Source organism: Bradyrhizobium sp. USDA 4516 (assembly GCF_054055915.1).
Map to the genome: position 1 here is coordinate 3,185,316 of NZ_JBSRXT010000001.1, position 20,468 is coordinate 3,205,783.

Consider the following 20,468-nt stretch of genomic DNA (forward strand, 5'->3'; position numbering starts at 1 on the left):
GCAAAGGCGGCGCGTCCCCTCGCCCCGTTCTTACGGGGAGAGGGTTTGGGGTGAGGGGCTGCCTCCGCACACGCGGAGACAGATACTCTCGCGGAGACCCCCCTCTCACCCGGAACGCATCTGCCGATGCGTTCCGACCTCTCCCCGCACGCGGGGCGAGGTGAACCGGAGTCCGCCGCTCGATTCGGAGCAAAGTGATCACGCTGCCGGCAGGGCAAGCCGCTCGATAGTCTGAATATGCCGCGCCAGCAGGCTGCAGGCCTGTTCGATGTTGCGTGCGCGCAGCGCCTGCAGGATCACGCGATGATCCTGGCTCGGCCGCGGCCGCCAGCCGGCGTTGCGCGCCATCGCGAACACCAGTCGCGAATTCGCAAGCTGCAGGCCGTCGAGGCTGGCAAGCAGCCGCGGCATCGCGCACGGCGCCACCAGCGCATGGTGAAAGGCGCGATTGGCCATCTCGAAATCCTGCACCGTCTCGGCATTGTCGCCTTGGATCATGGCGAGTTCGATCCGTGCCAGATGGGCCGATGTGAGCCTGGGGGCGGCATTGCGCAACGCGACCACCTCGAGCGCGGCGCGCATCTCGGCGATTTCCTTCACCGACCTGGTGTCGAGCGGCGCGACCCGCACCCCGCGTCGCGGCACCGCAACAACGAGATGCTGCGCCTCCAATTGCCTGAAGGCCTCGCGCACCGGCACGTGGCTCGAATGGAATTCGCGCGCGACATGATCCTGCCGCAGCGGCGCGTCCGGCAGCAATTCGCCGTTGATGATGCGCTCGCCGATCGCTTCGGCGATGCGCCCCGCGGTGGTCGTGTTCTCGCCTTCGCTCGTCATAGATTATCTATCGTAAAAACGGGTGCGCGCGCGTCCTGGCTCGGCTAGCATCGTTCTAAGTCCACAGATCATAGATAATATGCCAGATTATCTATGGTGCACAGCAAACGAGAAAGCAAGCCATATGGTTGATGTCGTGGAAATCGAACGGACCGACAGCGGCACCGGTGCAGCGCCCCGCAAGACCTGGGACCGTACCGAGGCTGAAGCACTCTACAATTTGCCGTTCGCGGATTTGATGTTTCAGGCGCAAGGCGTGCATCGCGCCAACTTCAATCCGAACCATGTCGAAACCGCGAGCCTGCTCAGCATCAAGACCGGCGGCTGCCCGGAAGACTGCGGCTACTGCTCGCAAAGCGCGCATTACGACACCGGCCTGAAGGCCACTCGCCTGATGCCGCGGGACGAAGTGGTCGCGGTCGCGCAGCGCGCCAAGGACGCCGGCGCAACCCGCTTCTGCATGGCTGCGGCCTGGCGCAGCCCGAAGGACCGCGATCTCGATCAGGTCTGCGACATGGTCAGCGCGGTGAAGGGCCTCGGCATGGAAACCTGCGTCACGCTCGGCATGCTGACGCCAAAGCAGGCCGAGCGTCTCTCTGACGCCGGGCTCGATTTCTACAACCACAACGTCGACACCTCGCCCGAGTTCTACGACAAGATCATCACCACCCGCACCCTGCAGGATCGCATCGATACGCTCGCGCATGTGCGCGACGCCGGCATCAAGGTCTGCTGCGGCGGCATTATCGGCATAGGTGAACAGGTCGATGACCGGCTCGGCATGCTGATGCTGCTTGCCAATCTCCCCAGCCATCCGGAGAGCGTGCCGATCAATCTGTGGAACGAGGTCAATGGCGTTCCGGTCAACGACACCGCGGAACGGCCCGATCCGATCGCGCTGGTGCGTCTGGTTGCCACTGCGCGGATCATGATGCCGAAGAGCGTGGTGCGGCTGTCGGCCGGACGGCAATACATGACCGACGAGCTGCAGGCGATGTGCTTCCTCGCCGGCGCGAATTCGATCTTCATCGGCGATGTGCTGCTGACCACCAGGAACCCGCAGCGCGATCGCGACGCCGATTTGCTGGACCGGCTCGGCATCAACTCCGCCCTCGCCTGAGCGCAACTCCGGCACGCGCGCGGCGGGATTCGCCGCGCGACCAACTACAAATCTGAGAGAGAAGCATGAGCGCAATCCATGCGGCCAAGGTCGCTGATTACGCCGCGGCCTTGCACGCCCTGAGCAAGGACGATCGGCTGCGCGGTCTCAAGCCGCGCGCAGGCATCGATTTCGTCTCGAACGACTATCTGGCGCTCGCGAACGCGCCGCGCATCAAGAATGCGGTCTCGGCCGCGCTCGAGGCCGGCACACCGATCGGCGCCGGTGGGTCGCGGCTGCTGCGCGGCAATTGCGAGGAGCACGAACGGCTAGAGGCCGAAGCCGCCGCGTTCTTTGGAGCCGAGACGGCGCTGTTCTTCGGCGGCGGCTATGTCGCCAATTTCGCCGTGCTGACGACGCTGCCGCAGCGCGGCGATCTCCTGGTGCTCGATTCTCTCGTGCACGCCAGCATCCATGAAGGCGTGCGGGCCGGCCGGGCCGAATTCCGGATCAGCGCGCACAATGATCCCCAGTCGGTCGAAGACACCATTCGCGGCTGGCGTGCCGAGGGCGGCACGGGCCGGGCTTGGATCGTGGTCGAAAGCGTCTACAGCATGGATGGCGACGTCGCGCCGCTCGACGACCTCGTCGCCATCGCGGACCGGCACGACGCGTTCCTGATGGTGGACGAGGCGCATGGCACCGGCGTCTATGGCGAGCAGGGGCGTGGGCTGACGGCGTCCTATGAGGGGCGCGAGAACCTCGTGATCGTTCATACCTGCGGCAAGGCGCTGGGCGCCGCCGGCGCGCTGGTCACCGCTTCGACCGTGCTGCGCGACTTCATGGTCAATCGCTGCCGCCCGTTCATCTTCGCCACTGCACCGTCGCCACTTGTGGCCGTCGCCGTGCGCGAGGCGCTGCTGATCCTGCAGCAGGAGCCCGTGCATCAGCAGCGCCTGGCAAAACTGGTCGCGTTCACGCATCGCGAGCTCGACCTGCGCGGTTGGCGCAGCCCGTCGCGCTCGCAGATCGTGCCCTATATCGTCGGCGACAATGCGCGTGCGATGCAGCTGGCGTCTGCGCTGCAGGCGCGCGGCTTCGATATCAGAGGCATCAGGCCGCCGACCGTGCCGGCAGGCTCTGCCCGGTTGCGGATTGCGCTGACCCTTAATGTCGACGAGGACGACGTGCGCGCGCTGCTCGACGCGCTAGTCGACGAGACCAAAGGCTGGTCGCGATGACGAGCCGGATCGTGATCACCGGCACCGATACCGGGATCGGGAAGACGGTGTTCTCCGCGGGCCTCGCCGGCTTCCTCGGCGCGCGCTACTGGAAGCCGGTTCAGGCCGGCCTCGAGGAGGAAACCGATGCGCAACTGGTCGCACGGCTTGGCGGGCTCCCGGCGGATCGCATCGTGCAGGAGCGTTACCGGCTTCGAACGCCGGCTTCGCCGCATCAGTCTGCCGCACTCGACGGCGTGCGCATCGACGCTGCCGCGCTCGGCGTGCCCGATGCCGGGGACCGTCCGCTGGTGATCGAGGGCGCCGGCGGGCTGATGGTGCCGCTCGACGGCAACACGCTCTATATCGATATCTTCGCGCGATGGCGCCTGCCGGTCGTGCTGTGCGCCCGCACCGCGCTCGGCACCATCAATCACTCGCTGTTGTCGGTCGAGGCGCTGCGCACGCGCGGGATCGACATTCACGGGATCGCATTCATCGGCGAGAGCAATCCCGAGAGCGAGCGCGCGATCTGCGAGATCGGGCAGGTGCGCCGGCTAGGCCGGTTGCCCTGGCTTGCTCCGCTTGCGGCAGACACGCTGCAGGCAGCGTTCAAGGCGTCGTTCCGGCGGGAAGATTTCAATCCATGACATCCGCTCGGAAGTCGCCGATCTGGCACCCGTTCACCCAGCACGCGCTGCACGGCGAGATGACGAGGATCGTGCGTGGGGAGGGCGCCTATCTCTACACCGCGGATGATCGCCGCATCATCGATGCGATCGCATCCTGGTGGGTCGTGACCCACGGCCATTGCCATCCGCACATCGTGCGCGCGATCCAGGACCAGGCGGAGCAGCTCAACCAGATCATCTTCGCGGGCCACACCCACGATCCGGCCGAGCAGGTCGCCGCGCGGCTGTTGAAGCTGGCGCCCGATGGGCTCGATTACGTGTTCTTCTCCGACTCTGGGTCGACCAGCGTCGAGGTGGCGCTGAAGATGGCGCTCGGCTACTGGCACAATATCGGCGCGACGCGCACGCAGATCATCGTAATGGAAAACTCCTACCATGGCGACACGGTCGGGACGATGTCGGTCGGCGCGCGCGGCGTCTTCAACAAGGCTTACGAGCCGCTGCTGTTCGACGTCGTGTCGATCCCGTTTCCGGCGCCTGGCCATGAACAGACGACGCTCGACGCGCTCGAAGCCGCGTGCAGGAAGGGATTCGCGGCAGCGTTCATTGTCGAACCGCTGATCCTGGGTGCGGGCGGGATGCTGATGTATCCGCCCTGGGTGCTGAAGGAAATGAAACGCATCTGCGCAGCCGCTGGCGTGTTGTTCATCGCCGACGAGGTGATGACCGGCTGGGGCCGCACCGGCACCTTGTTCGCCTGCGAGCAGGCGGACGTCAGGCCCGATATCGCCTGCTATTCGAAGGGCCTCACCGGCGGTTCGCTGCCGCTCGCGGTGACGCTCTGCCGGGCCGAGATCTACGACGCGCATTATTCCAGCGATCGTTCGCGCACCTTCTTCCACTCCAGCTCCTACACGGCTAATCCGATCGCCTGCGCCGCTGCAAAAGCAAACCTCGAGCTCTGGCAACACGGCGCGGGCGAGCGCACAGCCGTGGTGGCTGCGATGCAGGAGCGCCTGATCGCACCGTTCCGCGCCGACGCGCGCTTCGAGAACGTCCGCCGCACCGGGACCATCACCGCACTTGATCTGAAGGCAAGTGATGCGGGCTATCTCGCCGGCATCGGCCCAAAGCTTCAGGCCTTCTTCGAACGCCGCAATCTGCTGCTGCGGCCGCTCGGCAACACGATCTACGTCATGCCGCCCTACTGCGTCACGGAGGCGGATCTTGAGGAGATCTACGACGGGATCAGCTGCGCGGCCGACGCGCTGGCTTGACGACGCGCTTCGCGCCCAAAGGTCAGGGATTGATGATTGCATCGCGGGCCGTGGTGCCCGCGATGGGGTCTCATACGAGATCGGCGTGCCCTTGCAGGCACGCCGATGAGCCCGATCATGAGTGTTGGTGTGGCGCCGGACGCGGCCTCGCAGCAGGATGCGGCCGTGGCGCCGGTCGTGACACATGCGGCGGCGCGGGCCGATGCACAACCGCTTGCGCGACGCGCGGTGCCGGTGGATGCGCGACCGCGCGTGGCTGCGGCGGTGCATGCTGCACGAGCTGCGGTCTTGACGCCGGCGGAGCGACGTGCGGCGCGGGTGCGGGATGTGCGCCGGTGCCGGGGAGAGCATGCGCAGTCGGCAAGGCGTGTCCCGGCGGTAAGGCGTGTGCCGGCGGCAAAGCGTTCCCCGTCGGTAGAGCGTGTCCGGCCGGCGAAGCATTTGCTGTCGGCAGGGCATGTCCTGGCGGCGGAGCATTCCCCGTCGGGAGAGCATGTCCCGTTGGCAAGGCGTGTGCGGCCGTGGGTTGCGCATGTCGGGGCGGCGGCGCCGCGATCGGCTTGCCCGGGCGCGCGGCCACCACGCCGGCGCCGCTGAACCGTGCTGCGTGCGCGGTCGCGGCGACCGCCGGATGACCATGGTTGTTGGCGAGCGTCAGCGCCGGATTCTTCATCGCCGCTTCCGCGTGTCGCGTCTGCTCGCCGGTCGCGGCCATGTGGTGCCCGCTCTGGGCCGCGAGCTGCTGCGGCGTCGGCTTCACCGTGGTGCCGCCGGTGCCGCCGTTGTAGCTGACGTTGGTCGTGTTGTTGACGACGGTCTTGTTGTAGACGTTGGTGACCGAGACGTTCGAGATGTTGTTGACGGAGCTGTTGTAGAAGAAGCTGCCGCCGCGCCAGTAGCCGCCCTCATAGCCGACGCCGGTGTAGCCGAAGCCATAAGAGATGCCGCCGTAGAAGCCGACGGTCGCACCCCAATATCCGGCGTGGAAGGCGTAGGCGCCGTCGCTCCAGCCCCAATAGCCGGGGGTCCACAGCAATTCCGGCGCCGGCGGAAGCACCCATGTGCCGGGCACCCAGTAGTAGCCGGTGTCGTCGCTCCATGCCCAATAGCCCGGAGTCCAGATGTAGCCCGGCGCGGGGATCGGCGGCTGGACATAAACAGGCAATGGCGGCGGCGCCGCATTGACGGTGATGCCGATGGCAAGCTGCGCGCGCGCAGCGTGTGGTGGTGAAAGACAGCAGAGGCTGAGAGCCAGGGCGAAAGGCAGTCCGGCGATGCGGCGCATGGCACATACTCCAATCTTCTTCCCCCAGCGTTGGAGTCGAATAGTGGCGGCGACATGAACCCGTTGTGAATGTTTGTGCTGACACCGTGATTTCGAGATCGAGCGACGGCGGGATCGTTAACGACAACGAATGCAAGTCAGCTCGGTGTCAGGATGGAACGCGATCATGCGGTCTCGTCAGCTTCATCACTGCGCCAAATAGTCGAATTTTCGATTTGAATTGGACGACGACCCCCTGCGCGTCATCAATCGGTGCCCGGAGCATCCGGCTGCCAAAGGCCGGGCAGGGAGGTTTGGCATGGCGCGATCCGCCGACATCGACATCAACGCGGGCGCGCGCCTCGACAGGCTGCCGATCTGCGGATTCCACTGGCGCATCATGGCCCTGATCGGCGCCGGCATGTTCCTCGACGCGTTCGATATCTATCTGGCCGGCGGCGTGCTGGGCGCCGTGCTCAAGGAAGGCTGGTCGACGCTCGAGCTCAACGCCGCATTCGTCTCCGCGACCTTCGTCGGGATGACGATCGGCGCGTGGTGCTCCGGTATCCTCGGCGATCGGTTCGGCCGCCGCTTCTCCTATCAGATGAACCTCGCGATCTTTGGCCTCGCCTCGATCGCCGCGGCCTTCGCGCCGAACATGATCGTCCTGATCGGCCTGCGTTTCATCATCGGCATTGGCCTCGGCGCAGAGATCGTGGTCGGCTACGCGACGTTGACGGAATTCGTGCCGGCTTCCTCGCGTGGGCGCTGGATCGGGCTGCTGGCGGTGATCACCAATTTCTCGCTGTTCGTCTCGTCGATGGTCGGCCTGTGGGTGATCCCGACGCTTGGATGGCGCTACATGTTCGGCCTTGTCGGTTGCCTTGCGATGGTCGTCTGGATTCTGCGCAAGTCGATGCCGGAATCGCCGCGCTGGCTCGCCGCCAACGGACGCGCCGATGAAGCCGAGAAGATCCTGTCGGCGATCGAAGTCGAGGCCGCGCGCAAGGCGACACTGCCTGCCGTCGCTGCCCGCGCGCCGGTGCAGGAGTCTCCCGGCGCGGTCTGGCGTCTGTTCCAGCCGCCGTATCTCGCGCGCACGCTGCTCGGCAGCCTGTTGCACATCGTCGTCGGCTTCAGCCTCTACGGGTTCATCGGCTGGCTGCCGACCTTCATGGTCAAGGGCGGCCACAGCGTGGTTTCCTCGCTGGGCTACACCACGGTGATGGCGCTGGGCGGCCCGGTCGGATCGTTGATCGGGCTCGTGCTGGCGGACCGGCTCGGACGCAGGCTGTCGATCGTCTGTTCGTCGATTGCGGCAGCGGCGCTCGGTATCGCCTATCCATACATGCCGGATGGCGTTGCGCTCGCGGGTGTGGGCTTCCTGCTGATCACGGCGATCTACGTGATGCTGGCGACCGGGTTCGCGATGCACGTCCCCGAACTGTTTCCGACGCGGTATCGGCTTCGCGGCACGGCGATCTGCGCCACATCCGGACGCATCGCGACCGCGCTGGTTCAATACGTCGTGGTTGCGATCTTCGCCTGGCAGGGGCTGACCGGCGTGCTGACGACCCTGGCCGGCATCCTCGTCTTCCAGGCCGTGGTCTTCCTCGTGTTCGGTTTCGAGACCAAGGGGCGCTCTTTAGAGGACGCATCGGCCGTCACGGACGCCGAGGCAGCACGTCAATCGCCCGTGGCGCGGAGGCCGGCGGACCTCGGCGCCTAGTTCAGGTCGGAGCACGCCGCCCTGATCCGGTCGCGGAGCCAGCCGTTCGCGTTGCTCTGATCGTATCTGCGGTGCCAGTACAACATCCAGTCAAACGGCGCGGATTCGAACGGCAGTTCCTCCATCCTCAGATCATCGTCCATCAGCACGGTCGCGAGGTGCCTCGGCATCACCGCGAGCAGATCGGTCTTCTTCAAGACATGGGGCACGACCAGCCAATGCGGCACGTTCAGGGCGATGCGTCTTCGATGGCCGCGTTCGGCGAGCACGTCGTCGACGAAGCGAAGATCGGTCGGGCTCATCGAGACTTTCATGTGCTCCCGCGCGATGAAGCGCTCAAAAGTCAGCCGTGCGCGCTTGATCTGGTGTCCGCGTCGCATCAGGCAGACCATGCGGTCGCGGAGCAGCGTCTCGGAACGGATCGATGCGGAATGCTCGAGCCCCATGCTCACCGCGACGTCGATCTCGTCCCGCTCGAGCGCATCGCTCGTCAGGGCGGGCGGCAGATGGATCGTGTTGTAGGAGATCCGCCCCTCCGGCGGCCGCGCTGCGGCGAGTCGCGGCAGCAGCAGGCACGCGAGAATGTCCGACATCCTGATCGTGAAGGTGCGTTCGGTCCGGTCTGGATCGAAGCCGGCGTCGCTCGCCATCACGCGCTCGACCTGGCGCAGGACCTGGCGCAGCGGCTCCGCCAGTTCGGTGGCGCGGGGCGTCGGCTTCATCCCGGTCGTGGTCCGCACCAGGAGTTCGTCCTTGAACATCGCGCGCAACCGGTTGAGCGCATTGCTCATCGCCGGTTGACTGAGGCCGACGCGATCCGCCGCCTTGGTGACGTGACGCTCGGTCAGCAATGCGTCCAGCGCGACGAGCAGATTGAGGTCGATGGATCGAAGGTTCATCCATCATTCATATCGTGAATGACGAAAGATAACAAATCCATTTCATCCATGATGGCGCAGGGCGTATCAATCGATCAGGACCAAGGAGGGCATCAATGAGCTTTGAGACGATCAAGCGCGACGTGAAGATCTGCATGTTCGACCAGTACGGCACGGTCGTCGACATGCAGGGCGGCCTGACCAGGATCGCGACGCCGTTCCTCGAGAAGAAGGGCTGGAGGGGCGATCCGGATTCCTTCGTCACGTGGTGGCGTCGCACGCATTTCGAGAACTCGATGATCGATGCGTTGCTGCATCGCGAGCACACGCCTTATCGCGAGATCGGGCACCGCGCGGTTGCCCACGTCATGGATCGCGCGAAGATCGATTACACGATGGACGATGTGCGTTACCTCGTGGGCGAGATCGAGAAGCTGGTGCCGTTTCCGGAGGTGCCGGACGCGCTCGCGCGGCTGCAACGCAAGTACAAGCTCATCGTGCTCTCGAACGGCGATCCGGACATGCTCGAGACCGCGAAGCAATACCACAAGGTCCCGTTCGATCGCGTGATCTCGGTGGCGGAGGCCAATTCGTTCAAGCCGCATGTCGCGACCTACACCAAAGCGGCCGAGATCATGGGCGTGAAGCCGGCGCAGGTGCTGTTCGTGGCCAATCATGCCTTCGACTGCATCGGCGCCAAGTCCGCCGGCATGCGGACGGCCTTCATCGATCGGCGCAGCCGCCCGTTCGGCATCACGCCGCATCAGCCTGATATCCTGGTGCCGTCGATGAAGGACCTCGCCGATGCGATCGTCTGATCGCGAGCCGCTGTCGGGCATCAGGGTCCTCGACCTCTGCCGGGTGGTCTCCGGCCCGTTTGCCACGATGCAGCTCGGCGATCTCGGTGCCGACATCGTCAAGATCGAGGATCCGCGTCAAGGCGACGAAAGCCGCCGTTACGGACCCCCCTTCATCGGCGGCGAGAGTGCGTACTTCCTGTCGGTGAACCGCAACAAGCGAAGTTGCGCCATCGATCTGAAGTCGCCGGCCGGGCGCGACGCGGTGCTCGATCTTGCATCCGTCGCAGATGTCGTCATCGAGAACTTCCGCCCCGGTACCCTGGACAAATGGGGGCTCGGCTTCGACGCGTTGCGCGCCCGCAAGGCCGACATCATCCTGTGCAGCATCTCGGGATTCGGTCGCACCGGCGCCGACGCCGCGCGCCCCGGCTACGATCTGATCCTTCAAGGCGAATCCGGCGTGATGGACATCACCGGCGATCCGGACGGACCGCCGACCAAGGTCGGCACGTCGATCGCCGACCTCGTCACGGGTCTCTATGCGTCGCATTCGGTGCTGGCCGCCCTGATGCGCAAGAGCCGCACCGGCGAGGGCGGCCGAGTCGACGTCTCCATGCTCGACGCCATGGCATCGCTGCTGACGTTCAACGCCGGCATGTACTTCGCCTCGGGACAAAGCCCGAAGCGCCGCGGCAATGTCCATCCGACCATCAGCCCGTATGAACCGTTCGAGGCGAGTGACGGCTGGATCAATGTCGGGGTCGCGAACGACAAGTTCTGGGCGGCGTTTTGCGGCGTCGTCGGCCGTCGGGAGCTGCGCGAAGACATCCGCTTCGCAACCGCTCCGAACCGCGCGGCGAGCCGAAACGAGCTCGTCGCGATCCTTTCGCCGATCTTCGCGCGGAGGAGTCGTGCCGACTGGCTGCAGGCGCTCGGCGCGGCGGGCATTCCGTGCGGCGCGATCAAGTCGGTCGGCGAGGTCTGCGAAACGCCTCAACTCACGCAGCGCGGAATGGTCCAGACCATCAGCCATCCGGCCGCGGGAGATGTGAAGTTCATCGCGAGGCCGACGCGGTTCGGCGACGAACCGCCGCCACCTTCCACGCCGCCGCCGATGCTCGGCGAACACACAGGCGAGGTGTTTGCGGAATGGCTCGGCTGGAGCGACGATCGGCTCGAGAGGTCAGCGGTCGATGGCGCGTTCGGCGACTTTGGACGGACGTTCGTGCGATCGTCGATGTGAGCGACGCCGCTGCGGTCGCGCCGCGCCGCCCAACGTGCGGCGAAATGGCGCGTAGCACAGTCCTGGCCTTTACCTGATCAAGCGCGCCCGTCCGCGGGAATTAAGAACTCGCTTTCCAAGATACAGAATTTGGATGGCGCAATCCTGAATCGACGCCGATATTCTGGCCCAGGTTGAGGAGCGGCGCGCGATGAAGGACTTTATTGCCAAGTTCCTAACGTACAATCTGGAGATGCTTGCCAAGGCCTCGGATGAGGACCCGGCCGCGCATGACCAGAATGCAGTCTGGCTGCGCGCTGCGATTCCGGCTCGTCCGGCGGCAGCCGACATCGGCTGGATCGGCGGCAATCCAGAACTTCCTGATCCCTTCCAATGGCCCAGCAGGGACGGCCAGCCGTATCAGTTTCTTTGCCAGATCAATTGCGCGTCCTTGCCGCCCAGCCTGTGGGGCGGCGTCGGTCAGAGGACGGGATGGCTGGCATTTTTCGCAGCCGTTTCCGGCCGTATCGACGTGAAGGTCATCCATCAACCGACGCTCGGACCGCAACGTCGCAACGAACGCGCCTGGCAGAAGAGCGCCACGGGTCTGTATTGGGTCGATGACAAGTATGACGGGCTGCTGGCACCGCCGCCCAGATGGCCGCTCGACTTCGTGCATCCCGTCGACGGCGAAAGCTGCGTTCCAAACCGGCTGCGGCGCAATCCTTCTGCCGATGCAGTTTTCGCCATCGCATCGTGGGAGCTTCAGCCGATCGATTGGAGAACGCTCGAACTGCTCGTGCAGGAGGCGCTTGCCCAATCGAGGGCGTGGGCGGCGCGTCTGACCGACGCGGCGCGGCAGCAGGAAGCGCGGCTCAAGCCGCCGCGCAAGGAGCTGGTGACTGCGTTCGAGCAACTCGCTGAAACAGCGGAACGGCTGCGCGAGGCGTTGGCACGTTCCGAAGCGGAGCAGCCATTCTCGTTGCAAAGCTGGCTGTCCCACGCCGAACTGGTCCTGCGCATCAGGGAGCTGCACGACGAGATCACCTTGCAGCGTGGCGGCAGCTTCGTTGCGGCGCTCGACAAGTCGGAAATCGAGCTCGCCAATGGCGAGGGTTTTCTGGCGCCGATCTGGGTGAAATCGAAAGCGCCTCTGTTTCCGCCCGATACCGAGCAAGGGCGCAGATATGCCGGGCTGGTTCGGCTCATTCAGGACCTTGAACGAGATATTCAGGCCGACGTACGGATGCCGTCGCCCGACAGGGGCGTTTCAGCCGATCTCGCCGGCTGGCTGGAATACAGGGAGAAGTTTCCGCAGGACTGGGAAGCCTATGCGGCGCGGGTTCGCGGGATTCGCAAACTGTACTACGCGTTCTGGATCGACAACGCCGCGGCGCTCGAGACGACGATGGCGCATGGTCGCGGGCTGCCGCCGCCCGAAAGCTGGGCAGACGCCCGCGGGCGCGCGGAGAGCGAGCGCGACTGGGCGCATGAGCAATTGCGCAGGTTCGGAACGGCCGAGGCAAGCGAGGGCCAGAGGCCCGCCATCGCACGGAGCAGGCAGCAGAAGGCCGAGGCGCTCGTCGCAGAGCTGGAAGCGGTCATGCGCAGGATCCGCAATCGCCAGAGCGAGGCCGCGTTCGTGCCCGACGAGTGGACCGCGCTCTATCGGCTGCTCGATGAGCGTGCGGCCGATCAGGCGCTGCCGGAGTTTTGGTCGACGGGGTACAGGGTGTTGCGCTCCGAAATCGCCAAGCAGCTTTACGCCGACGATCCCGATGCAGTGATCCCGGCGGCCCGGCATCCGCTTGAGACCGACTGGGCGTTCGACGCCGAGCAAGCCACGCTCCAGATCGGCGGCGCCCCGCGCGGCTGGTGCGCGGACTTCATCGAAAACAAGCCGAACTCGGTCATGCTGCTGCAATTTCCGAGCAACAATCTCACGCATTTCAGATGCGGCGACGTCAGCGACCTCGTCGTCTCGATCTCCCGCTCCGATCTTGAACGGTACGACTTCAGACATGTGCGGGTGGATGTATCGAATTGACAGATCCGCCGCAAAGGCGGTTGCCGGTCGCAGCCGAATGATCAGCGAAGCGAAAGACGGCCAATATCCGATTGTTGGCTGCGCAAAGGTGTCCTTTTGAAACGGCCTGTCATTCTTGCCGTCATGGCCATTGCATTGGCGTGGCTGTTGGTCCGATGCAGTACGCCGCAGGCATCTTTGCGCTACCGGATGACCATCGAGGTCGAAACCCCCGGCGGGTTGAAGTCCGGCTCTTCAGTGATGGAACTGCGCCTTGAGCGGGAATTCCTGATCCCGATGCCGGGCGCCGGTGGTTCCGACTGGGGTGGTGGCTTCACCGTGCACGGCGAAGCCCCATTTGTGGATCTTGGCGACGGAAAGGTTCTGTTCGCGACGAACTACGATCGAAATTACAGCTATCTGAGCAGCATGACGCATATCGTCGTCCAGGTTCTCGGCTATCGCGAGCTGGCGCCGCCACTTCCGCCCGGCGACAACGCGAGAACCATGAGCGCGGCTGTCAAAGCCAAGCCATCCGGCGTCCTGCGTCCGAAGGACTATCCGGCGCTGGTGACGTTCACCGACACGAGCAAGCCTAAATCCGTTGTCGTGGTCTCGTCCGACAATCTCGCCGCCGCCTTCGGGGCGGGCTACCGGCTCGGCCGAATGACGTTTCTAGTGGTCGAGCAGAATGCGCCGCTCACCGCTACTCTCGCGGCCCGTTTTCCGGCGCTTGTTGACGAGCGCGGCCGGCTGATCCTGCGTTAACTGGCTCGGTGGTGCATCGCGAGGTGTTGGCGGCGTCCCGTCAATCGGGATCAGGCCTCGGGTTGAGCCGGCGGCATGAAGGTGCCCGACCATATTCCGCGCCTGGCTTGGTTCGCCTCGTCCTGCTCCGGCTGAGACGGTCACTGGCATTGCCAGGATCGATATCCGGTTTCATACTCTGGCATAGGCCGGAGCCGGCCAGCTAACCTGACGGCGCGGCCAACCCGGAGAATACAAGAGACAATACCGGGTTTCTGAGCGGCGGAGAGACGGCGATGTCGTTTCGTCTCGCATTTGCCTTTGTGTCGATAGCGGCGGTGCTGGTTGATTCGACTGACGCCGTGTCGCAGGACATGCTGCGGAGTGTCGACCTCAACAGTCCGGAAATGACGGCATCGGAGATGACGCGCGCCGAGGTCGATGCGCTCCTCAAGTCGATCCCTCAAGGGAACGGACGCACTGCAGATTTGGATGGAAAGCGACTGTCGCACCTCGATCTCTCGGGCCTCGACTTCTCCGGCGGCAACCTTCATCTCGTAAAGCTCAACCAGACCAATCTGAAAGGCGCCCGCTTCGATCGGGCTATCTTGAACCAGGCCTGGCTGATCGACGCAGACTTGACGGGGGCGTCCCTCGTCAAGGCATCGCTGCTCGGCACGCAGATGCAACGCGCCAAGCTTGGCGGCGCCGACTTGAGCGGCGCTCGGATAACCGCCGATCTTTCCGGTGCCAGCCTGATCGGGGCCAGGCTTGCGGGCGCCGATCTGAGCGCTGATATGCGCAACCAATCGATGGGCCTGATGCGTGGCGTGCTCAAATCCGCCGATCTGCGGAACGCGGATTTAAGCGGCGCCAATCTCTCGCGCGCCGATCTCGAATTTGCGCAACTGCAGAATGCCAATTTGGCGAACTGCAGCCTCCATAGAGCTGACCTTGCGGGAGCCGACCTATCCGACGCCAATGTCGCCGGCGCAGATTTCACCGAGGCCGACCTTGCGTCGGCCCTGTTGCCGAGCGCGGCGGCGCTGGCCGAGGCCCGCAATCTGGACAAGGCCCGGAACTTGAACTTGGCGCGGCGCCCCCGTTAGGGATCGAATTGCAGTGTCCTGCGACAAGACCTATGTTCTGTCTTGAGAACCACGCAGCCGCTCATCGTGCGGCGGGCACGACCACGGTGGATGGTTGCATGTCGCACCGGAGGTGAGGCCATGACCATTTCTCCCAAACTGCACAATTATCTCGCTGCAGAAAACATCGAGTACGACGAAATCCCGCACGTCCTGACGATGTCGTCAGCCCTTACCGCCCAGGCTTGTCACGTCTCGGGCGATCGCTTGGCCAAGGCCATTGTGCTGCGCCGCAACGACGGGTACCTGCTCGCCGTGTTGCCGGCATCGCATCACCTCAGGCTGGCGGATCTCAGGGCGAGATTCGGTGACGATATCGCCATGGCCGCTGAAGGCGAGATCGATCGGCTGTTCACGGACTGTGCGCACGGGGCGGTTCCCGCCGCCGGTAGCTGCTACGGGCTCGACGTTATCGTTGATGACAGCATCCGGATGCAGCCCGAGATCTATATCGAAGCCGGCGATCATGAGACGTTGCTTCATCTCGGTCGTGCGCAATTCGCACGCCTGACCGCCGGTTCCCTGCATGGCAGCTTCAGTGCGCACGACTGAGGCGGCGTGACAGCGGGACCATCTATCTGTGCGCCCCGACTGGAGCATGATCCGGAAGGGTGCGAAGCGGCTCTCCCCCGAGACAAGGGAGGAACGCGCTTGCGCGGAGATCATGCTCAAGCAAGGGGCTCGAGCGCGATGACGCTTCGACCCGGTTTCATCGTGCCTTAAGGCGCAGCACGCATGCAGTCGCGCCAGCTCTGTTGTATAATTGCGAGCGAGGGGGTGCTGCCTTGGACGGGAGGTCCTCCATGAAAGTCAAGGACGTGATGCACAAGGGCGTCGATTGGGTGAGCCCCGACACGCCAATCACCGAAATCGCGAAATTGATGCAAGGGCACGACATCGGCTGCATTCCGATCGGGCAAGACGATCGTCTGATCGGGATGGTGACGGATCGCGACCTCGTCTGCAAAGGTCTCGCGAGCAAGGACTTCAACTCTGCGCGCACCACAGCGCGGGATGTGATGACCGAAGGCATCCACTGCTGCCGGGAAGACGACGATCTGACGAAAGCTATACATCACATGGAAACGCTGAAGATTCGCAGACTGCCTGTGATCAACAAGAGCAAGCGGATGGTTGGCATGATCAGCCTGGGCGATGTAGGCCACTTTGCCGGTGCCGATCTCTTGTCCCAATGCATGAAGAGCGTGTCGGCTCATCATTGAGGCGAGGCCGGTCTGCGGGAAGCTGGCAGACCGGCTAGTATCGTGGTCAACCGGGAAGGCAACCGGTGCCGGCTGTCTCGCAGGCATCGGCCCGAAGCTGGACGGCGATCGGCACGGTTCGATCTCCATCCGATCTGTCGAGGGGCGGATCGCACGACGATCCGCCCGACACCTCGTTATCGCCCGGTCGATCAACCGAGGTGATGAACCTTCTGCAAGCCGTAGACCGGGGTTGGGATGCCTTCCATCCGCGCCTTCAGTTGCAGCGCCAGATACTGGGAGTAATGCCGCGACTGGTGCAGATTGCCGCCGTGGAACCAAAGTGCCTCCTGCTGGGTCGGCTTCCACATGTTGCGCTGCTCGCCCTCCCACGGGCCGGAGTCCTTGGTGGTATCGGATCCAAGACCCCAGACCTTGCCGACCTTGTCGGCGACGTTCTTCGAGATCAGGTCGGCGGCCCAACCGTTCATCGAGCCATAGCCGGTGGCATAGACGACGAGATCGGCGGGGAGTTCGCTGCCGTCCACGAACCTGACGCCGGTTTCGGTCAGTTCCCGCACCGCAGCGCCCTTGCCGCTCTTGAGCTTGATCGAACCGTCGATCACGAGATCGCAGGCGCCGACGTCGATGTAATAGCCCGAACCGCGGCGCAGGTACTTCATGAACAGGCCGGAGCCGTCGTCGCCCCAATCATGCATGAAGCCGACTTTCTCCAGCGCGGCGTAGAAATCCTTGTCGCGCTCGCGCATCTGCTCGTAGAGCGGGATCTGGAATTCGTGCATGATCTTGTAGGGCAACGAGGCGAAGATCAAATCGGCCTTGCGCGTGGTCATCCCGCTCGCCACCGCCTGCTCCGAATAGAGCGCGCCGAGCCCGATATCCATCAGCGTGTCGGATTTCACGATATGCGTGGACGAGCGCTGCACCATGGTGACGTCGGCGCCACCTTCCCATAGCGCCGCGCAAATATCGTGGGCGGAGTTGTTGGAGCCGATCACCACCACCTTCTTGCCGCGATATTTCTCCGGCCCCGGGTGGGTCGAGGAATGCTGCTGCTCACCCTTGAAGATGTCCTGCCCCTTGTAGGTGGGCCAGTTCGCCTTGCCCGACATGCCGGTCGCCAGCACGAGCTGCTTCGGCTTGAGCGTGATCTCCTTGCCGTCGCGCTCGACCACGACGGTCCATTCCCCGGCCTTCTCGTCATACTTGGCCGACTTCGCCGTGGTCGAGCTCCAGTAGTTGAGCTCCATGACCTTCGTGTACATCTCCAGCCAGTCGCCGATCTTGTCCTTCGGCGCGAACACCGGCCAGTTTTTCGGGAAGTCGATATAGGGCAGATGGTCGTACCAGACCGGATCGTGCAGGCAGAGCGACTTGTATCGCTTGCGCCAGGAATCGCCGGCGCGTTCGTTCTTCTCGATGATGATGGTTGGCACGTTCAATTGCCGCAGCCGCGCGCCAAGCGCGATGCCGCCCTGGCCACCGCCGATGATCAGCGCATAGGGTTGTTTTGCATGACCCAGCTCGGTGATTTCCTGGTCACGTTCCTCGCGCCAGCTCTTACGGTCCTTGCCGTGGCCGTGCTTGGCGCCGAGCGGACGGGTGGAGCCGGACTTTTCCTCATGTCCCTTGAGCTCGGCCATGGTGGTGAGCAAGGTCCAGATGCGTCCATCCTTCATGCGCAGGTGACCATAGCCGCGCGCGACATCGGTCTCGAATTCGATCCAGCTCTCGATGATGCCGCCGGCCTCGCTCGCGGCTTCGCCATCGGCAATGCGCCATCCCGACGGTTTGCTATCCGCAAGCCGCGCTTGAAGCATGTCGCGGATCTGATCCTTGCCTTCCATGGTTTTGATGTTCCAGGTGAAGGTGACCAGATCGCGCCAGTAGCAATCGGTCTGGAACAGCTCGATCGCGCGTTCGATGTCACCCGACGACAATGCGACGTTGAACTCGTCGAGCAGCGCGGTGATCTTTCCGTCCGGGGCCTTCGTGAGCATGGTTTCATTCTCCCATATGCCGGCGTCGATCGCCTTTGCGTCGTGGGTCCGGCGCGTTTGTTAGCGAGGTCGAATCTTGCCTCGACCACCATGTCAGCAAGCCTCATGCCATTGCGGCGCATCTCGAAAAACGCTCGGCATTTCCTCGCGTTAGCTGTCGGCGCCAGGCCGCCTCACTTGTTGCGTCATGCAACAGGTGTTGCACGCAACAAACTTGATCGGCGGCACAATCCGAGTGACACTCGACGCAACAACGTGCGGGGAAACATCCAGGAGCATCAGCCGTGACGACGGAGCGGGCTGCGCACATCGACGAGCTGGTTCGCGTTGCGGACGGCCAGAGCAGCGCGCGTGACGCAATCATCCATCAGTCGTGGGTGCGATGCGTCTCCGAACACAAGCTCGATCCGTTGGTGCTGCGCGACGCTCATATCGTAACGTCCGGGCGGCTGCGCGAGCATCGCGACGCCATGGACGAGTTCCTGCACACGGCGCGCTTCGGCGTCGAGATGCTGTATCGTCAGATCGCCGGACTCGGCTATGTGCTGCTGCTCACCGATGCCAGGGGCATCACGGTGGATTTCATCGGCGACCCGACATTCAACAACACGCTTCGCAGGGCCGGCCTCTATCTCGGCGCCGACTGGAACGAGCCGCATGCCGGCACTTGCGCAGTCGGCACCTGCATCGCGACCGAAGAAGCCCTGACGGTGCATCAATCCGACCATTTTGACGCCACCCATATTCCGCTGACCTGCACGGCCGCGCCGGTCTTCGATCCCAGCGGCAAGCTCGCTGCGGTCTTGGATATCTCCGCGCTGCGCTCGCCGGAACCGAAGGCCAGCCAGTTCCTGGCGCTGCAACTGGTCAAGTCGTTCGCCCACAAGATCGAGAATGCGAATCTGCTGAACCGTTTCCGGCAGGAATGGATCATCAAGCTGTCCGGCTCCGCGGAATTCGCCGATGTCGATCCGGACTATGTAATGGCCGTCGATAGCAGCGGCCACATCATCGGTTTCAACAATCGCGCAAGGCAGCTGCTCGCCCGCGAACTGGCCAAGCGTCCGGACCTTCGCCTGCGGGCCGACGGCTTCGGCGTGTCCGACATCTTCGAATGCACCATCGACGATCTGCCGCGCTTCGCCCATTCGCGCCCCACCGGCCAACGCACGCTACGACTAGCCAACAGCGGCGCGACGCTGTTCGCGCAGACCTTGCCGCCCCCGAACAAGCTGGTGGCGCCGGCGTCCTCCCGCAGTGAGTCGGCGCTTCCGGCGCCACTACGCAACCTGTTCCGCGGCGATCCCGCCATGCATCACGTGGTGACGCGCGCCGCCAAGCTCATCAATACCCAGATGGGCCTGCTCATCACCGGCGAAACCGGCACCGGCAAGGAGCACCTGACGAAGGCGCTGCATTCGGTCAGTGCGCGGGCAGGCAGACCGTTCGTCGCCGTCAACTGCGCCGCGCTGCCGGAAAGCCTGATCGAGAGCGAGCTGTTCGGCCACGAGGCAGGCGCCTTCACCGGAGCGGCGGCCAAGGGCAAGAAGGGTCTCGTGCTCGAAGCCGACGGCGGCACCCTGTTCCTTGACGAGATCGGCGACATGCCGATCTCGTCGCAGACGCGCCTGTTGCGCGTGCTCGCCGAGCGCGAGGTGACACCGGTCGGCCGCACCCGGCCGGTCCCGCTCAATGTCCGCGTCATCGCTGCCACCCATCGCGACCTCGTCACGCTGGTGAAGGCGGGGCAGTTCCGCGAGGATCTCTATTTCCGCCTCAACGGCGCGGTGCTTGCGCTGCCTCCGCTGCGTCAGCGCACCGATATCGAGTGGCTGATCGATCAATCCCTGCATCGGCTTTCGACGGAGCACAAGGCCAACTATGCGCTGACGGCAAGCGCGCGCAGCGCGCTGCTCAAGTACCAATGGCCTGGCAACATCCGCGAGCTGATCAATGCGCTCGATCATGGCTGCGCGCTGTCGAACGACGGCACGATCGATCTTGCCGATCTGCCGGACCGGATCGCTCATCCCCTGGGTCAGGACAGCTCCGGAAAGCCGGCACGTGGCAGAGCGGCGACGTCGTGGCAAGCCGATGCGCTACTTGCGGCGTTGCGCAACAATCGCTGGAACGTCTCGCAGGTGGCGCGCGAACGCGGCGTCGATCGCTCGACCATCCATCGCCAGATTGTCCGCTTCGGCATCACGATGCCGAAAGACCTGACCTGAGTGCGGTCGTTGCCCGCCGTCGCTGACCGCCACCGTCAGATACGACATCCCTGCCGAACTGCGGCGCGAACCCATACATAATTGAAATTGCATGTGATTTTTCCTGCCCCAGGCGTTCGGCCGCCGTCGGCCGACTTC

At 64.2% G+C, this 20,468-nt stretch carries 17 protein-coding genes; 13 read left to right on the plus strand and 4 right to left on the minus strand.

Going from position 1 to position 20,468, the window contains the following annotated elements; translation table 11 throughout:
- Positions 1-198: 198 nt before the first annotated feature.
- Positions 199-837, minus strand: a complete 639-nt coding sequence (locus ACVI1L_RS14680; protein ID WP_057015362.1) for a GntR family transcriptional regulator — start codon at positions 835-837, stop codon at positions 199-201.
- 124 nt (positions 838-961) lie between these two features.
- Here ACVI1L_RS14680 and bioB point away from each other — a divergent pair, with 124 nt between their 5' ends.
- From bioB to ACVI1L_RS14700, 4 genes are all read left to right on the plus strand, one after another.
- Positions 962-1,957 (plus strand): biotin synthase BioB, encoded by a 996-nt coding sequence (bioB, locus tag ACVI1L_RS14685; RefSeq protein ID WP_456783180.1) that lies wholly within the window; start codon positions 962-964, stop codon positions 1,955-1,957.
- Positions 1,958-2,022: 65 nt separating this feature from the next.
- Entirely contained in the window at positions 2,023-3,177 is a 1,155-nt protein-coding gene (locus ACVI1L_RS14690; protein WP_456783181.1) for an 8-amino-7-oxononanoate synthase, read from the plus strand.
- Positions 3,174-3,806: a dethiobiotin synthase gene (gene bioD / locus ACVI1L_RS14695; RefSeq protein WP_168856604.1), complete on the plus strand. Its 633-nt coding sequence runs from the start codon at positions 3,174-3,176 to the stop codon at positions 3,804-3,806. The genes ACVI1L_RS14690 and bioD overlap by 4 nt, the downstream gene beginning before the upstream one ends.
- On the plus strand, positions 3,803-5,065 hold the full coding sequence (locus ACVI1L_RS14700; protein WP_456783182.1) for an adenosylmethionine--8-amino-7-oxononanoate transaminase: 1,263 nt from the start codon (positions 3,803-3,805) through the stop codon (positions 5,063-5,065). Before bioD ends, ACVI1L_RS14700 begins: the two co-directional genes overlap by 4 nt.
- A 115-nt stretch (positions 5,066-5,180) precedes the next feature.
- On the opposite strand, the gene ACVI1L_RS14705 is transcribed toward ACVI1L_RS14700, so the two are convergent.
- Positions 5,181-6,350 (minus strand): YXWGXW repeat-containing protein, encoded by a 1,170-nt coding sequence (locus ACVI1L_RS14705; RefSeq protein ID WP_168856602.1) that lies wholly within the window; start codon positions 6,348-6,350, stop codon positions 5,181-5,183.
- A gap of 298 nt (positions 6,351-6,648) precedes the next feature.
- On the opposite strand from ACVI1L_RS14705, the gene ACVI1L_RS14710 reads away from it, so the two are divergent.
- Positions 6,649-8,058, plus strand: coding sequence for an MFS transporter (locus ACVI1L_RS14710; RefSeq protein WP_456783183.1), 1,410 nt, complete (start codon positions 6,649-6,651; stop codon positions 8,056-8,058).
- Here the strand turns inward: ACVI1L_RS14710 and ACVI1L_RS14715 are convergent.
- Positions 8,055-8,957 carry a LysR family transcriptional regulator gene (locus tag ACVI1L_RS14715; protein WP_456783184.1) on the minus strand — a complete coding sequence of 301 codons (903 nt, stop codon included), beginning with the start codon at positions 8,955-8,957 and terminating at the stop codon, positions 8,055-8,057. The two genes, ACVI1L_RS14710 and ACVI1L_RS14715, sit on opposite strands and share 4 nt — an antisense overlap.
- Before the next feature lie 95 nt (positions 8,958-9,052).
- On the opposite strand from ACVI1L_RS14715, the gene ACVI1L_RS14720 reads away from it, so the two are divergent.
- The 7 genes from ACVI1L_RS14720 to ACVI1L_RS14750 all read left to right on the plus strand — a co-directional run bounded on the left by ACVI1L_RS14720 (position 9,053) and on the right by ACVI1L_RS14750 (position 16,102).
- Complete coding sequence (locus ACVI1L_RS14720; protein WP_456783185.1) at positions 9,053-9,754, plus strand: haloacid dehalogenase type II; 702 nt, start codon at positions 9,053-9,055, stop codon at positions 9,752-9,754.
- Positions 9,741-10,979: a CaiB/BaiF CoA transferase family protein gene (locus ACVI1L_RS14725; RefSeq protein ID WP_456783186.1), complete on the plus strand. Its 1,239-nt coding sequence runs from the start codon at positions 9,741-9,743 to the stop codon at positions 10,977-10,979. The genes ACVI1L_RS14720 and ACVI1L_RS14725 overlap by 14 nt, the downstream gene beginning before the upstream one ends.
- Before the next feature lie 190 nt (positions 10,980-11,169).
- On the plus strand, positions 11,170-13,005 hold the full coding sequence (locus ACVI1L_RS14730) for a DUF1963 domain-containing protein (protein ID WP_456783187.1): 1,836 nt from the start codon (positions 11,170-11,172) through the stop codon (positions 13,003-13,005).
- 189 nt (positions 13,006-13,194) lie between these two features.
- Positions 13,195-13,752 (plus strand): hypothetical protein, encoded by a 558-nt coding sequence (locus ACVI1L_RS14735; protein ID WP_456783188.1) that lies wholly within the window; start codon positions 13,195-13,197, stop codon positions 13,750-13,752.
- 275 nt (positions 13,753-14,027) lie between these two features.
- Positions 14,028-14,840 (plus strand): pentapeptide repeat-containing protein, encoded by an 813-nt coding sequence (locus tag ACVI1L_RS14740; RefSeq protein WP_456783189.1) that lies wholly within the window; start codon positions 14,028-14,030, stop codon positions 14,838-14,840.
- A gap of 120 nt (positions 14,841-14,960) precedes the next feature.
- Positions 14,961-15,431 (plus strand): aminoacyl-tRNA deacylase, encoded by a 471-nt coding sequence (locus ACVI1L_RS14745; protein WP_176937234.1) that lies wholly within the window; start codon positions 14,961-14,963, stop codon positions 15,429-15,431.
- Between the two features lie 251 nt (positions 15,432-15,682).
- Entirely contained in the window at positions 15,683-16,102 is a 420-nt protein-coding gene (locus ACVI1L_RS14750) for a CBS domain-containing protein (RefSeq protein WP_057015376.1), read from the plus strand.
- Positions 16,103-16,293: 191 nt separating this feature from the next.
- On the opposite strand, the gene ACVI1L_RS14755 is transcribed toward ACVI1L_RS14750, so the two are convergent.
- Positions 16,294-18,102, minus strand: a complete 1,809-nt coding sequence (locus ACVI1L_RS14755; protein ID WP_456783190.1) for an NAD(P)/FAD-dependent oxidoreductase — start codon at positions 18,100-18,102, stop codon at positions 16,294-16,296.
- A 284-nt stretch (positions 18,103-18,386) separates the two neighbouring features.
- On the opposite strand from ACVI1L_RS14755, the gene ACVI1L_RS14760 reads away from it, so the two are divergent.
- Positions 18,387-20,330, plus strand: a complete 1,944-nt coding sequence (locus ACVI1L_RS14760) for a sigma-54-dependent Fis family transcriptional regulator (RefSeq protein WP_456783191.1) — start codon at positions 18,387-18,389, stop codon at positions 20,328-20,330.
- Positions 20,331-20,468 lie beyond the last annotated feature (138 nt).

Excerpts from the sequence above, each read along its gene's own strand:
- ACVI1L_RS14680 (WP_057015362.1), bottom strand. The coding sequence starts at position 837 with ATGACGAGCGAAGGCGAGAACACGACCACCGCGGGGCGCATCGCCGAA.
- bioB (WP_456783180.1), top strand. The coding sequence starts at position 962 with ATGGTTGATGTCGTGGAAATCGAACGGACCGACAGCGGCACCGGTGCA.
- ACVI1L_RS14690 (WP_456783181.1), top strand. The coding sequence starts at position 2,023 with ATGAGCGCAATCCATGCGGCCAAGGTCGCTGATTACGCCGCGGCCTTG.
- bioD (WP_168856604.1), top strand. The coding sequence starts at position 3,174 with ATGACGAGCCGGATCGTGATCACCGGCACCGATACCGGGATCGGGAAG.
- ACVI1L_RS14700 (WP_456783182.1), top strand. The coding sequence starts at position 3,803 with ATGACATCCGCTCGGAAGTCGCCGATCTGGCACCCGTTCACCCAGCAC.
- ACVI1L_RS14705 (WP_168856602.1), bottom strand. The coding sequence starts at position 6,350 with ATGCGCCGCATCGCCGGACTGCCTTTCGCCCTGGCTCTCAGCCTCTGC.
- ACVI1L_RS14710 (WP_456783183.1), top strand. The coding sequence starts at position 6,649 with ATGGCGCGATCCGCCGACATCGACATCAACGCGGGCGCGCGCCTCGAC.
- ACVI1L_RS14715 (WP_456783184.1), bottom strand. The coding sequence starts at position 8,957 with ATGAACCTTCGATCCATCGACCTCAATCTGCTCGTCGCGCTGGACGCA.
- ACVI1L_RS14720 (WP_456783185.1), top strand. The coding sequence starts at position 9,053 with ATGAGCTTTGAGACGATCAAGCGCGACGTGAAGATCTGCATGTTCGAC.
- ACVI1L_RS14725 (WP_456783186.1), top strand. The coding sequence starts at position 9,741 with ATGCGATCGTCTGATCGCGAGCCGCTGTCGGGCATCAGGGTCCTCGAC.
- ACVI1L_RS14730 (WP_456783187.1), top strand. The coding sequence starts at position 11,170 with ATGAAGGACTTTATTGCCAAGTTCCTAACGTACAATCTGGAGATGCTT.
- ACVI1L_RS14735 (WP_456783188.1), top strand. The coding sequence starts at position 13,195 with ATGACCATCGAGGTCGAAACCCCCGGCGGGTTGAAGTCCGGCTCTTCA.
- ACVI1L_RS14740 (WP_456783189.1), top strand. The coding sequence starts at position 14,028 with ATGTCGTTTCGTCTCGCATTTGCCTTTGTGTCGATAGCGGCGGTGCTG.
- ACVI1L_RS14745 (WP_176937234.1), top strand. The coding sequence starts at position 14,961 with ATGACCATTTCTCCCAAACTGCACAATTATCTCGCTGCAGAAAACATC.
- ACVI1L_RS14750 (WP_057015376.1), top strand. The coding sequence starts at position 15,683 with ATGAAAGTCAAGGACGTGATGCACAAGGGCGTCGATTGGGTGAGCCCC.
- ACVI1L_RS14755 (WP_456783190.1), bottom strand. The coding sequence starts at position 18,102 with ATGCTCACGAAGGCCCCGGACGGAAAGATCACCGCGCTGCTCGACGAG.